This window comes from Mesorhizobium sp. M0626 (genome assembly GCF_040320665.1).
Lineage (GTDB): Bacteria > Pseudomonadota > Alphaproteobacteria > Rhizobiales > Rhizobiaceae > Mesorhizobium.
The window spans coordinates 153673-166956 of record NZ_JAMYQD010000019.1; the positions used below are offsets into that span (position 1 = coordinate 153673).

Annotated in this window: 11 protein-coding genes; all 11 read right to left on the reverse strand. The window is 64.0% G+C overall.

The annotated features are described in order from the left end of the window. Positions 1-12 precede the first annotated feature (12 nt). Complete coding sequence (locus NKI37_RS24570; RefSeq protein WP_023671892.1) at positions 13-1056, reverse strand: flagellar hook-associated family protein; 1044 nt, start codon at positions 1054-1056, stop codon at positions 13-15. Positions 1057-1059: 3 nt separating this feature from the next. Then, on the reverse strand, positions 1060-2514 hold the full coding sequence (flgK, locus tag NKI37_RS24575; protein WP_023686357.1) for a flagellar hook-associated protein FlgK: 1455 nt from the start codon (positions 2512-2514) through the stop codon (positions 1060-1062). A gap of 176 nt (positions 2515-2690) precedes the next feature. Next, positions 2691-3944, reverse strand: coding sequence for a flagellar hook protein FlgE (locus NKI37_RS24580; protein ID WP_023691731.1), 1254 nt, complete (start codon positions 3942-3944; stop codon positions 2691-2693). A 91-nt stretch (positions 3945-4035) separates the two neighbouring features. Then, the gene (locus NKI37_RS24585; protein ID WP_023683295.1) at positions 4036-4704 is read right to left on the reverse strand and encodes a response regulator transcription factor; all 669 of its coding nucleotides are present in this window, start codon (positions 4702-4704) and stop codon (positions 4036-4038) included. Positions 4705-4924: 220 nt separating this feature from the next. Further along, positions 4925-5512 (reverse strand): transglycosylase SLT domain-containing protein, encoded by a 588-nt coding sequence (locus NKI37_RS24590; protein ID WP_444848970.1) that lies wholly within the window; start codon positions 5510-5512, stop codon positions 4925-4927. Then, the gene (fliK, locus tag NKI37_RS24595; RefSeq protein WP_352788575.1) at positions 5445-6827 is read right to left on the reverse strand and encodes a flagellar hook-length control protein FliK; all 1383 of its coding nucleotides are present in this window, start codon (positions 6825-6827) and stop codon (positions 5445-5447) included. The genes NKI37_RS24590 and fliK overlap by 68 nt, the downstream gene beginning before the upstream one ends. Beyond that, on the reverse strand, positions 6824-8254 hold the full coding sequence (locus NKI37_RS24600; RefSeq protein WP_023695747.1) for a MotC family chemotaxis protein: 1431 nt from the start codon (positions 8252-8254) through the stop codon (positions 6824-6826). Before NKI37_RS24600 ends, fliK begins: the two co-directional genes overlap by 4 nt. Continuing rightward, positions 8251-9597, reverse strand: coding sequence for a MotB family protein (locus tag NKI37_RS24605; protein ID WP_023683299.1), 1347 nt, complete (start codon positions 9595-9597; stop codon positions 8251-8253). The genes NKI37_RS24600 and NKI37_RS24605 overlap by 4 nt, the downstream gene beginning before the upstream one ends. A 31-nt stretch (positions 9598-9628) precedes the next feature. Then, a complete protein-coding gene (locus NKI37_RS24610) occupies positions 9629-10255 on the reverse strand; it encodes a hypothetical protein (RefSeq protein ID WP_023695748.1) in 627 nt (208 codons plus the stop codon). A gap of 3 nt (positions 10256-10258) precedes the next feature. Beyond that, positions 10259-11899 (reverse strand): flagellar basal-body MS-ring/collar protein FliF, encoded by a 1641-nt coding sequence (gene fliF / locus NKI37_RS24615; RefSeq protein WP_023695749.1) that lies wholly within the window; start codon positions 11897-11899, stop codon positions 10259-10261. Positions 11900-12091: 192 nt separating this feature from the next. Beyond that, entirely contained in the window at positions 12092-12976 is an 885-nt protein-coding gene (locus NKI37_RS24620) for a flagellin N-terminal helical domain-containing protein (RefSeq protein WP_023683302.1), read from the reverse strand. Between the last annotated feature and the right edge of the window lie 308 nt (positions 12977-13284).

A 13284-nucleotide genomic window follows, 5' to 3' on the forward strand; every position in this document is an offset into this window, starting at 1 on the left:
CGGTTGAGATTGTCAGGTCAGGTAGTTCAGCAGGCTCATCTGCTGCAGGCGCGCGGTCAGCGCGAAGGACGTCTCGATATGCTGCGTCAGATCCGCGACGCGGGTGGCTGCCTCGGCGGGGTCGACGCCTTCCAGATCAAGGATATGGCGCTCGAACAGGTCGACCTGCGTCTTCATGCGGTCGCTGGCGTCGGAGACCCGCTTCTCGGCAAGGCCGGTCTCGGCCTGCAGTTGCCCTAGCCCGCCCAGCGCCTCGCCGACCATCGCCTGGGCGCGGCCGACAACGGTGGTCTTCGCCGCCTGGCTGATATTGCCGGACAGCAGGCCGGTGATCAGGGCGGAAGCCATGGCGAGCTTGCGGATGCTGTCGTCATTGGCGCTGGCCGAGGTTTGGGTGGTTTCGCCCAGCGAAATGCGGCTGACGATCTGCTGGTCGGTGGCGTTCGACCAGTTGGCCTGCCAGCCGGAGCCCATGAACTGCGGCAAGACATTGCTGGTGATGAAGCCGTCCATCTGGGCGGCGGTGATGTTGGCAGCGAGCGGATCGGCCTGCGTGAAGCCGAAATACGACGAGAAGGAAGCGTCGAACGCCGCCTTGGCCGGCGAGCCCGCGGCGGTGAAATCGTCGATCGGCTTGACGTCGGTGTTGGTGCCGGCAAACAGATATTCGCCGTTGACGCTGGCGTTGAGGATAGAGGTCATCTGCTGCACGGCGGCCTTGCCGGCTTGCTGCGTGATGGTGCTCGAGGAATTGCCGGCGGCGGTCAGCGCGGTCAGCAAATTCTGCGCAGTGTCGGAAAGCTGGCCAAGCGCAGCCTGCGTCGAGGACAGCCGCGCGGTGACCAGCGAATTGGAATCGATGATGACGTTCAACCGGTCGAGGTCGCGCGAGAAGGTGACCGCCTGCGAGGTGCGCGCGCCGAGCGCCAGACCGACATCGGCGACGGTGCCGGTCGTCGATTCCTTGGTGGCTTTGACCAGTTCGGCCTGCATGCGCATCTGCTGATAGCGCGCGGCGTTGGAGAGGGCGGCTGATGAGACGGATGTGGCTTTCATGGCTTATCCTACGGCATCGAGCAGGGCCGACAGCATGTCGTCGACGGTTTTCATCATGCGCGCCGAGGCCTGATAGGTGTGTTCGAGGTCGAGCAGCAGCGACATCTCCTGGTCGACATTGACGCCGGTGTCGTTGGACAGCGCCTCGGCGGTGCGCGATGCCAGCGCTTCCTTGGCGTCGGCGTTGCTCGAGGCCTGCTGGCGCTGGCCTTCGAACCAGCCAATGGCATTGGCGGCGTAGTCGGACACGCTGGACGTGACGGTGATGCCGGCCGCAGCGTCGAAAGGCATCGGCTTGTCGAGCTTGTCGCCATAGCCGATCAAGAGCTGCGAATAGGAGGCGTTGCCGGCAGTGTTGGCGATATAGGCCGCACCATTGGCGCCGCCGTCGCGCAGCAGCACCGGATTGCCGCCGACGCTCGAGTCCATTGCGGCGTTGACCTTGATCGAGCCGGCAAGCCCGTCGATCAGCGTGCCGGCGGCCGGAATGGCGGGCGCACCCGACCAGGTGAACAGGCCGGTTCGGTCGGGCTGCGAAGGTGCTGTTTCGGCAAAGGCGGTGATGAGGCCGCGCGCCACTTCGTCGAGCTGGCTCTGCATCGTCGCCGCGACGCCGTCGCGCAAGGTGATGAGCCCGGCGAGCTTGCCGTCGGCGCTGGTGTTGCCGCCAGCCCCGGCGCTGACCGGCACATTGTCGATGTAGATGGTGTTGCCTGGTGTGCCGGCCGTGTAGCCCGCCGACGGGGTGAAACTTACCGAGCGCGGAATGGTCTCGAACAGTGTCGTGCCATCCTTGGTGGTGATGACCATGTCGTTGTCGCCACGCGTGAAGGTCGACACCGGCACATAGTCCGCGATCTTCTTCAGCAAAGCGTCGCGCTGGTCGAGCGCGTCGGATGCGTCGGTACCCGAACGGGTTGCGGAGATGACCGCCTTGTTGGCGTCCTGGAACTGACTAAGCAGCGAGTTGAGATCGTTAACCGCCGTTGATATCTCGCCATCGGCCTGGGTGCGGAAATCCTGGATCGCGTTGGTGCCGTCGTTCAGAGCGCGCACCACCTGCTGGGCCGCGTCGATGACGCTGGAGCCGAGGTTCTGGTTGGATGGCGTAGCGGCGTAAAGCTGCAGCGCGTTCTGCAGCTTGCCGATCGCGGTCGAGGCAGAGGAGGCGTTGTCGACGCCGTTGACGGCAACGGCGAGGCGGTCAATTCCGCTGTAAAGCGTGCTCTGGCCGCTCCATGCCGATTGCGCGCTAAGGTTCTGGCGAAACAGCAGGGCGTTGGTGGCGCGCTGGATCTCGACCGAGCGGGCGCCGGGCGCGCTGCTGACGACGACCGCCGTGCGGCGGGCATAGTCGGGGTTGCTGGCGTCGGCAATATTGCGGGAAAGGACGCTGGTCTGCTTCGATGTGGTCTGAAGCGACTGTTGGGCTATGGTCAATGCGGAAGTCAGCGACATGCGGGTCTTTCACGAGGCCAGTGGGGAGGGGATGACGTCTCTGCCCTGTCGGCGGCGTCGGCGTTCGGAAACCTGCAATTCCAGACCACCCCGGCCGGTTTGCCGGTGTGGCCTTGAATTCGAAATCCGCGCACCGCGCTGCTCTGGTTTGGGTTCATTCCCCTGGCGCCCGTCGTTTATCTCTTCAGGTTGACAAGGACATCCATGAGGTCGGAACCGGTCTGGAACACTTTCGAGTTAGCGGTGTAGCTGCGCTGCGCCGCGATCATGTTGGTCAATTCCTCGGCGATATCGACGTTGGAATTTTCCAACGCGCCGGAGATGATGCTGCCGAGCTTGCCTTCATTGGCGAAGCCGATGCGCACGGTGCCGGAGTCGGTGGACTGCGCATAGACATTGCCAGGCAGTGCGGTGAGGTTGTCGGCGCTCTGGACGTCGGCCAGTGGGATCTTGAACAGCGGCTTGGTCGAGCCGTCCTGATACTGGGCGTAAATGACTCCGTCCTCGCCGATCTGGATCTTTTCGATCGTGCTGGGCGCGTTGCCGTTGACCTTGGCTTCGGAGACCGTGAAGCCGGTGCCGAGCTGAGTCAGCTTGGACAAATCGAGGTCGAGCGACGCACCGCCCGGTACGGGGATGGTAATCGAATCGACGGCGCCGGTGAGTTTGCCGGTGGTGGTGTCGAAGGTCAGGTTGGCCGTGGCCAGCGCGCCGCCCGTATAGGGAAAGGATGTGCCCGGCGTCGCCTGGGACTGGTCGAACACAGAGACCGACCAGGTGCCGGTCCCGGTGTTGGTGAAATAGAGGTCGAGCAGCTTCTTGTTGCCGAGATTGTCGTAGGTGACCATCGAGGATTTCGACGTGTATTCCGCCGTCGGGCTGTTGGTGGACGGCAGCGGACCGGCGGGCGGCGTGGCGCCGGCCGGCAGATTGGCGTTGAAGTTGCCCGCGGTGCTGGGCGTCGCGGTCATTTCCTGGTCGGAGATCTGGACCGGCACCAGCCCTTCGAAACCGTTGGCGGTGGCAGCCGGTGTGCCGTTGGCGTAGCTGTAGGCCATCAGCTGGTAGCCGGCGGCGTTGACCAGTCTGCCCTGAGCGTCGGGAACGAATGCGCCGGCGCGGGTGAGGAAAGGCGTTCCGCTGGGGTCCTGGACGACGAAGAAACCGTTGCCGTTGACCGCAAGGTCGGAAACCGAGGTCGTGTACTGCAGCACGCCCTGGGCGCTGATGGCCGAGCGGATGGTGGTGTTGACGCCGCCGGAATTATAGGCGCCGCCGACCTGCGGCATGATCAGCGTCGAAAACTCGGCCGAGGATCGCTTGTAGCCGGTGGTGTCGGAATTGGCGATGTTGTCGGCTGTGGCCGAAAGGCGGTTGGCCTGCGCGTTCATGCCGGAAACGCCGGTCCGCATCATTCCGTAAAGGCTCATCGAACGTCTCCTCAATGCCCAACATCGTTGGGCCCATCTGTGGTCGCGAGGATATAATTTCTGTCTTGCGCGAGGCTGGCGCAGACCGCCATCAGAACACCAGCCGGTAGCCAAGGAAGCGCTTGGAATCTATCGGGTCCTGGCCGAGCTTTTCGCGCAGCTTCTTGCGCAATTTGGAGATGTGGCTCTCGACGACGTTCTCCTCGACCTCTTCGTCGAAGATGCCGTAGATGGCGTTGAAGACCTGGGTCTTGGTGACGCGGCGTCCGCGGTTGCTCGCCAGATATTCGAGGATGCGGCGTTCGCGGCGCGGCAGAGGCAACGGCTGGCCATCGATCTCGGGATCGCGGCCGTCCATGAAGATGCGCATGGCGCCGATCTCGGTGTAGCTGACGTCCTCATGGGCGCGGCGGCGGATGGCGGTGATGCGGGCCAGGATCTCCCGGATATGGACCGGCTTGCGTATGACGTCGTCGACACCGCTCTCGAACAGCCGCAGCGTATTCTCGAGCGAGTGCTGTTCGCTCAGCGCAATGACCGGAGCGCCGGTGCGGTCGCGGATCTGGCGTGGCGAGATGGCGCCTTCGCGGCAGTCGCCAATGAGGAAGGCTCGGACCGATCGCAAATCCGTGTCGGCGGCCGATGTCACCCACTCGCCGAATTCACCGGACGCGAAGCCTGCACAGGCAACGCCCTCACGATCGAAAAGTGAATTGTAGCCTTCAGTTACGAGCTCTCGCTCGTCAACGATTACAATCATCGGCCCCGCCCCCGAATCAGATCATCTGCCCCGTGGGAAGAGCCGTAACCGGTGCCGGGAATCCTGAACAACCATCATTTCTTGTAGCTATTTTCTTGGGAGTTATTTCGAGTTTCGAAATAACCGCAATCAGGAGGTTGTATCGTTGGTTGCCGAACGGGTGACGTGGCACGTCACCCGCCGGGCGTGGATTTGCAGCCGTTCGCAAGAGATGATTCACCTAAGGGTTGCAAAAGTTGCGGGCGTTCGGGGTCCATTTGCCGAAGCCGGTGGCGACCATATTGGCGATGACGCGGCAGACATAGAATTTCTGCGCGGGGTCATTGTCGGGGCCGGCGTGGTAGCGGGCGACGGCCATCGACCAGCTGACATGACGCGCATGCAGGCTGGCCAGGAAGCGCGCGGCATAGTCGACATTCTGGCGCGGGTCGAGCATGTCGTCGACGCTGCGGAAATGCGCGGCGTGATAGTGATGGTTGATCTGCATGCAGCCGAGGTCGATCAGCGTCTTGCCCTCACGTCGGGCTGCTTCGAAGGCGGCTAGGGCCTCAGTGCGGCTCCTTGGAAATACCGCTTTTCCCTCTATATTCATGGCGTTAGGTTGCAAGCTACCCTTCTTGCCGGTCTCGGTCAGCCCGACCGCATAGAGGATGCCGGCGGGCACGCCATAGCGGTCGGCGGCACGCAAGATCTCGGGCTCGCAAGGGTTGGTGGCGGCGGTGGCCGGCTTGGTGGCGAGGCTAGATAAACATATCGTCGCCAGCGCGCTCGCGAGCAGGCGCGCCAGCGCGGCCGAATTCCTGGGCATCATCATTGCGGCTTCTTCCCGACTGCTGGCCGCCCGAACCCGTATTGTTGCCGCTCGAGTTTCCGGGCTGAAAAGCGGACTGGTCGCGGCCTTGCGGCATATGCGAGTTCGCTGCATCGCTGCGGGCCGCTGCGTGGATCGCTATCGAGGGTTGCAGGATGGTGACCTTGTCGACATCGAAGCCGAGCCCGCGCAACGACTTCACGATGGCGTCGCTGTCGGTGGCGAGACGGCGGTAAGCCTCATGGGTTTCGGGCTTCAATTCTATCGAAAGTTGTTCTCCGGAAAGCCTGAGACTGGCGGTGACCATGCCGAGCTCTGCCGGGTGAAGCTCGATCTTCAATATATGTGTCGGAACGGCAACAGAACCGGCCGTCTGGGCGGTCGTCGACGGCGTCGAAACCGCTTGCCGCAGGCCGCTATCCGAAGCCAGCGCGTCGATAAGCGCCGAAGTCGTCTGGTTCATCGGGCTTTGCGCCGGGGCCGGGAAACTCTGCTCGGCGACAATGTCGACGCGCGCAGCGAATGGCGGCTGTTTTCCCTGTGTGGACGATGCCGCGGAATGGGCTCCATCGACGGACTTCGCCGACGGCGCGGACCGTTTTGCCTCGGGTGCCGAAACGTCGCTTGCCGTCTGGTCCGCCAGTAGAGGAGGCGTCGGACCATCCTGATGCGGCAGTTTGCCGGACTGGAGCCCGATCGCGGGCAGCTTTTGCCCCTGATCCCGTGCTGATACGCTGGTACCGGTCTTGGCCCGTTCGGATCGCGTCGTCGTGTCGAGTCTGTCGTCAATGCCGGAAGCTGCGCGGTGTCTCTTCAGAGGCGACGTCTGTGCAGAAATGGCCTCGCCAGCGGGCGCCGGTTGCCCAGTCTGTCCATTCGTCGCGATGCCGTTCCCGCTTGTCCGGACCGTTGAGAAATGCCTGATATCGTGCAGCGCCAGCACCAATGGCAAATGATCCTGCAGCGGTCCTGCATCCGCGTCTCGTCCGGCCACTTCAGCGTCGTTGGATGGTTTGTCCGGGCGACTATCGGCATGTTCTTTTGCGGCCTTGCCGGCAGCGGATTTCGTCCCCGTCTTGCCAGACTGGGTGTGTGGGATTTCGCTTTTGCCGGGACCGGCAGGGCTGCGTTTGGCCCAATGCAGCTCGTGCGACGCGGCCTCAATTGCTCCCTGGCCTATCGGTGTCGGCGCATCGTCGTCGCCGCGCACCATGTCGCCGAAGCTTTTGTCGCCACCTTTGGCGTTTGAGGCCGACTGCTTCGATCCGGCGTGCGCGGGAGCCGGCAGGGCCTGGCCAACATTGGTGGTCATTTCGGGGCTGCTCCAAGCATCTGGTCGATCAAATCGAGCTGGTGACGCGTCCTCGCCATGGCGGCGTCGGTGGGATCGGTAGGCTCTACTGCGGCGGGGGCCGGCACCGATGCCGGCACGACCGGAGCCGCATCGCTGGCCGAGGCGACTGCAGGCGTTTCCGCCGCCTTTGCCTCTGGCGTGCTCGGTGCCTGCGCGGCCGGCTCACTTGCCGCCTTCGGTTGGTCGGTTGCGGGCTGTTCACTCGACGTTGTGGCGGCTGGCTGTTCCGGCATCGCGCCTTCGACCGGCGGCAGCTCTGGCTCGTCGGGTCTTTCCACGGCCGCGGTCTTGACCGGCTCCTGCCTGGCCGCGGCAGGTGCGGGCTTTTCGGCAGGCAGCGGCGCCGGCGGGGCGATGACTTCACCCGCCACGGCCTGCGCGGCATCGAGCAGGTCGCGGTCGCTTTGCGAAAGCTGGTTGCGATCGATCTTGTCCAGCTTGGCGCGGACCTCGCCGATGGTGCCGGACGTTACCGTGGACAGGCTGGAATAGAGCTGGGCGCGCGGATCGTCCTGATTGTGGATGCCGTCGCGGCCCCGTTCAGCCCTTGCCGAGGCAAAGGCGGAGAGATCGGCAAAGCCGTCGATCGCGGCGCGGCGGGCGATGCGCAGATAGATCACCTTCTCGCGTTCTGGATCCATCATTGCGGTGATGTCGGCGAGCTTGTCCTGGCTGATCGCCATGTGCAGCGTGATGACGCCGGAGACGAAGGCGTCGGCGAACTGGCTGGCATAGGGCGAATAGAGGTAGTCTTCGACGTATTGGGTTGAGGCAAGCGCGAAACGCGCACCGTCGCCTTGCGCGGCGGCGATGCCGACCGAGCGGCGCAGCGCTGCTTCCTCGACCAGCGTGCCGGGGCTGAGCAGGCGAGCATCGTCGAGCAGCGCAAGCGCGCTGACCGGTTGCTCGGTGGCGAGAAGCGAGCCCTTGACCAGCGCCAGAAAGGCACCGACATCGGGGGGCAGGGTCATCGGATCGATCGGCTTCAGCGCCTCGATCGCAGCCGCCTGCCGGCCGTTCAGATAATCGACAATGCCCTTGGCGATGGTCAGGCTTTGCGGGTCGGTCTTGGCGCGCGACACCGCCGCCTCGACGGTGACGGGGTTGCCGCCACTCATGCCATAGACCAGCAAGGCGCGAAAATTCTTCGGGTCGCTGAAATCATCTGCGTCCGCCGCGCGCAGCCTTGTGTCGGCCATTTCGAGCAGCTTGGCCTGCATCGGCAGCGCGGCGTGATCGCCGGCGGCGATGCGGTCCTGCACAAGCTGCAGCGAGCGCACCAGCTGATAGGGCTGCAAGCCGTCCTCGGCGAAGGCCGATGGCGGATGGACAGCGCTCAGCAGCAGCAGCCCGACGGCGCGGCCGATGATCGCGGCGCGCCTCATCCGTCGGTCGCCATCAGGATTTCGATGCGGCGGTTCGCGGCCGCCATCGGGTCGGCTGCAATTTTCGGCTCGCGATCGGCGAAGCCGGCGACCTCGGTGATGCGGCGCTCGTCGACGCCGCCGCGCACCAGCATGTAATAGGCGGAATGGGCGCGCGCCGTGGACAGCCGCCAATTGTCGTAAGTGTCGCTGCGGAACGGCCGCGCGTCGGTGTGGCCGTTGATGCTGATCGTGCCTTTCTGCTCGTTGACGATGCGGCCGATCTTTTCCATCGCCAGCACCAGTTCACGCCTAGGCACAGCCGATCCGATCTCGAACATGCCGAAATCGAACTGGTCCGTGATCGAAATGACGACACCCTTGTCGGTGGCTTCGACGGAGACGCCATCATGCAATTTGTCGCCTGGCTTGAAGGCCTCGGCCAGTTCCTGCTTGACCTGCGCCGCGGCTCTAACAGTGGCGGCCGTCGGCGCTTTTTCTGCGGCTTCGGGTTTGGGTGCGGGTTGTGCTTCGGCGGCTTCGGCCTTTGCAATTTCGGCCTTCGCTGCTTCAGCCTTGGCCTCTGCTTTGGCTTCAGCCTTGGTCAGCGGCTTATCGGAAACGGATTTCGCCAGCGGCTCGAGCGGCGCCGCGGCCACTGGCGGCGCGGCCGGCACGGCCTTCACCTCCGCCACTTGCGTCTGTGCCGCCTTGTCACCCGGCTTCAGGGGATCGCCTTCGATCTTGGTGCGTTCGGCGGTGGCTTCGGCGCCTGGTGCAGCCACCTGCTGCGACCAGAAATCCGGCGCGAACGGGTCGCGGTAGGATTGGCCGCCGGATGCGCCGGTAGCCGGGCCGGACGCCTGCGCGCCGCCATCGCCCTTCTCGCTGACATTTTGCATGACGCCGGTGTCGGTGGCGATTTCCGACAGCACAGCATAGGGATCGGCAAACAGATGCTCGTCGGAAAGATCGGTCTTCGGCGCCGATTCCTTCGATTGCTTCTTGTCCGAGGTGCCGGCGCCGCCGATGCCGTCCTGTCCGGCCTTGCTGGTCTTGTCCCGCGGGTCGTCGGCCGTCAGCCCGACCTTGCTCGGGCCATCGCCGAGGTCTTCGAGGCCCTTGCGGCTGGCGTTGCGATCGACCAGCTTGACCGGATTGAAGTAGCTGGCAACGGCCGCCTTGGTCTGCTCGTTGGCGGCGTTGATCAGCCACATGACGAGGAAGAAGCACATCATGGCGGTCATGAAATCGGCAAAGGCAATCTTCCAGACGCCGCCATGGTGGGCGTCGTCGTGGTCGTCGTGATTGCGCCGCACGATGATGATCTCGTGCCTGGCGTCTGCGGCCTCGACAACGCTCATGACGTCCACTCGTTCATAATAGGGCCCCCGCTCATGATAGGGCCTCCGACAAGGCGGCCGACCATTCGGCAATGCGGGTTTCGAACACCGCCTCGTCAATGGAGACGGTAAGGTCGAAGCCGGGCGCCTCGATGAAATCGAGATTGGCCGCGCGTGGGCCGAGCGAAGCCTTCAGTGCCTCGAACAATGACAGCGGTCCGCGCACGGCGATGCGCACCGCCTCGCTGTCGCCGACGGCTTCGCGGATCGTGCCGGCAAGGGCTTCCAGCGAACGCTTCTGCAGATCGTCGCTGACAAGGCCGCCAATGATGCGCGCAATGGTGGCGCCGACGAGGTCGCTGACCTTGGCCTCCATGATCTCGATACGGGCAGTGACGACCGCGCCGAGATCGCCGCCGAAACTTTCCAGAAAGGCCTTTGCTTCATCGGCATTGGCCTGTCTCTGCGCCTCGAGCGCTGCCTGGTGGGCGATGGCAAGGCGGGCTTCAAGGGCGGCTTCGGCATCGATGACCGCTTCGGCGATCAGCGCGCCGATGTCGGCCTGCGGCGCCGACGTCTCCGGCCTTGGCTCGGCCATGGCCGCGAGCGAGGGCTGGCCGGCACGCTGGCTGCGTGCGCCGAAATCCGGCAAAAGGTCGAAAAGCGCTGCCGAGGCCATGGTCTATACCGCTGCTTCCTGGGCCGCCCATTTGCGCAGGATCTGCGCGGTGCGCTCCTCATTGATGTCCACCATGCGGGCAAGCCGCTCCTGCGGCGCCGGCCTGATCTTCTGGCGAAGATCGTCGAGTGGAGTCGGGCCGGGGCGGCTGCCGGGCAAGGCAGCCGGCGCCGGTTCGGCGCTGGCGGCTTCGGGTGTCGGCAGTGAACGCTGGACGTCGTCGAAGCTCGGACCGGCAAGTGCCGGCGTCGGCCGCGCGCTCAGCGCGGTGGCCATTGGCCTCAGGCCGAAGAAGGCGACCAGGAACACCACGACGATGAACGCGCCGGCATTGATCATCGTACCGGCATGGGTTCCGATCGACGCCATTATGCCCGGCTGCTCGACCGCCTCGCCGTCGAGCCCGTCGATGAACTCGACCGCCGAGACATCGATGATATCGCCGCGCTTGTCGTCGAAGCCGGTGGCCGAAGCCACCATCTTCTGGATGTCGGCAACGCGCTTGGCGATCTGCTCGGGCGTTGCGTCCTTGCCGAGGATGGTCATCAGCCGCTGCTGATTGACGACGACGGCGATCGACATCTTGGTAACGGAATAGCCGTTCGATACTGTGGCGATCTTCTTGGAGTTGATCTCGTAATTGGTGATCTCCTCCTTGCGGTCGTTCGCCGATGACGTCTGCGGACCATCGGTGCTGGTCGCCTGGGTCTCGGGCAGGTTCTGCTCGACGGTGGCCGGGGTCGAGGCCTGCCTCTGATTGCTGTTTTCGTTGGCGCGCACCGACTGCACGGAACGCTCGACGCGCGACTCCGGATCGAAGATTGTCTCTTCGGTCTGGCGGGTGTCGGTATTGACGTCGGCTTTGACGCTGGCGCGGAAATTGTCGGGGCCGAGATAAGGCGTCAGCGCGCGGCGGATGTTGTCGCCGATCTGCGCCTCGACGGTCTGCTCGACGCCGAGCGTGCGGGCAGCACTTGTGTTGGAGGGATCGTCGCCGGCGGCGAGAAGATTGCCGTTGGAATCGAGCACGGTAACCTTGTCGGCCGACAGGCCCGGCACGGCGGCGGCGACGAGATGGCGGATCGACATGGCGCTCTTTTCAGCATCGATGCCGGAGTAGCGGATGACCACCGAGGCGGAGGGCTGCTGTTCGTCGCGGCGGAAATTGGCGCGCTCGGACATGACGATGTGAACGCGGGCCGCCTTGATGCCGGATATCGACTGGATGGTGCGGGCGATCTCGCCTTCCAGCGCGCGCACGCGGGTGATCTGCTGCATGAAGGAGGTCAGCCCGAGCGAGCCGACATTGTCGAACAGTTCGTAGCCGGCATTGGCGCTGGTCGGCAGGCCCTTTTCGGCGAGCAGCATGCGCGCCTGCGCGGTGGTGCCGGCCGGCACCAGCACGGAGGTGCCGTCGGAGCCGACGTCGAAGCCGATGCCGGCCTCGCCGAGCACCAGGCCGATCTGGTTCACGTCGGAGCGATCGAGCCCGACATAGAGCGTCTCATAGGCAGGGCGGTTGAGATAGACCGAGCCGATGCCGATGACGGCCATCACCAATGCGGCAATGCCGGCCAGCATGGCAAGGCGCCTGACGCCAAATGCCCTGAGATTCGAGATGATGCTCTGGATCTGTTGCGGCACGATTCAAGCGCTCCCAGCATGATATTCCGTGGGAACACTAGACCGCGAAGCTTGTGCGAAGATGATAGAGCATGTCGCCCGGAAGTGCAGCGGTTCCGTGTCAACGACATGCGTCAAAACACAGCCACAAAGCGAAAGGGCCGCGCTGTCGGCGCGGCCCTTCAATTCAAGAAGGAGAAAGCCGGGTCAGGCTTACTGCTTGAACAGCGCCAGGATCGACTGCGAGTTGCCGTTGGCGATCGACAGCGACTGGATGCCGAGCTGCTGCTGGACCTGTAGGGCCTGCAGCCGCGTCGATTCCTTGTTCATGTCGGCGTCGACCAGCGCGCCGACGCCCTTGTCGATCGAGTCCGACAGGTTCGACAGGAAGCTCTTCTGGGTATCGATGCGCGACTTGGCGGCGCCGAGATAGGCAGCGCCCGTGGACAGCTTGGCAAGCGCCGTTTCAACGGCGCCAAGTGCGGTGTCGATGGCTGCCGGAAGGACCTGGGTTGTGCTGGGATCGAAGAAGGTCGTCGCCAGCAGAGCGCCGACGATGCCGCCGGTGCCGGGAAGATCGAGGACCTGCGTGTCGGCCGCCTTGACGTCGATGGTGTCGATGGCGACGGTCGTGCCGGTGCGGTTATAGGACGCGACGATCTTCAGGTCGGAGGTCGCGGCAGCGTCGTTCTGCAGCAGGTTCGAGCCGGCATAGGAGGCGTTGGTGACCGACGACTTGATCTGGTCCTGGATAGCCTTGATCTCAGTGGCGATCTTCTGCTGGTCGTCCTTGCTGGCGCTGCGTGCAGTGACCAGCTTGGCCTTGATCAGGTCGACCTGGTCCTTGATGTCGGTGATGGCGGTGTAGGCGGTGTCGACCTTGCCGGCGCCGAGGCCAAGCGCGTCCTGAACGGCCGAAAGCGCCTTGTTGTCGGACTTCATCGTGGTGGCGATCGACCAGTAGGCGGCGTTGTCGCTGGCGGTGGCGACGCGGTAGCCGGTCGAAATGCGCGACTGAGTGGTTTCAAGCTGCTTGTTGGTGTTGTTCAGGCTCTGCAGCGCGGTCAGAGCCGAAGCGTTCGTCATGATGCTAGCCAAGATATTTACCCCTTTTCAAACACTGGCGTGTCCCGCACACGCCGGATCAACTTCATCAAGGGGGTAGGCATAAGCCCATCGACCGTATGGTCTGCCCGCCATGGAATGGTTAACCATGACTACCGGGATATGGTTAATGGCCTGTTAAACCAAGCCATTCAGGGCGCTGGCCAGAAGCAAAAATCGGCCGCCATTTAGGAAGAAAATCAACAGCCGCAAAAAGAATCGGGGCGCGCGGTTGGGTGGGCCGCCCCCAGTGGGTATGGGGGTAATAGAAGTAGTTAAGAGAGACCAAGACATAGATAAAA

What these genes read in the sequence shown, in the direction of transcription:
- NKI37_RS24570 (WP_023671892.1), bottom strand. Translation starts at nt 1,056, where the DNA reads ATGAAAGCCACATCCGTCTCATCAGCCGCCCTCTCCAACGCCGCGCGC.
- flgK (WP_023686357.1), bottom strand. Translation starts at nt 2,514, where the DNA reads ATGTCGCTGACTTCCGCATTGACCATAGCCCAACAGTCGCTTCAGACC.
- NKI37_RS24590 (WP_444848970.1), bottom strand. Translation starts at nt 5,512, where the DNA reads ATGCCCAGGAATTCGGCCGCGCTGGCGCGCCTGCTCGCGAGCGCGCTG.
- NKI37_RS24600 (WP_023695747.1), bottom strand. Translation starts at nt 8,254, where the DNA reads ATGAGGCGCGCCGCGATCATCGGCCGCGCCGTCGGGCTGCTGCTGCTG.
- NKI37_RS24610 (WP_023695748.1), bottom strand. Translation starts at nt 10,255, where the DNA reads ATGGCCTCGGCAGCGCTTTTCGACCTTTTGCCGGATTTCGGCGCACGC.
- NKI37_RS24605 (WP_023683299.1), bottom strand. Translation starts at nt 9,597, where the DNA reads ATGAGCGTTGTCGAGGCCGCAGACGCCAGGCACGAGATCATCATCGTG.
- NKI37_RS24585 (WP_023683295.1), bottom strand. Translation starts at nt 4,704, where the DNA reads ATGATTGTAATCGTTGACGAGCGAGAGCTCGTAACTGAAGGCTACAAT.
- fliK (WP_352788575.1), bottom strand. Translation starts at nt 6,827, where the DNA reads ATGACCACCAATGTTGGCCAGGCCCTGCCGGCTCCCGCGCACGCCGGA.
- NKI37_RS24580 (WP_023691731.1), bottom strand. Translation starts at nt 3,944, where the DNA reads ATGAGCCTTTACGGAATGATGCGGACCGGCGTTTCCGGCATGAACGCG.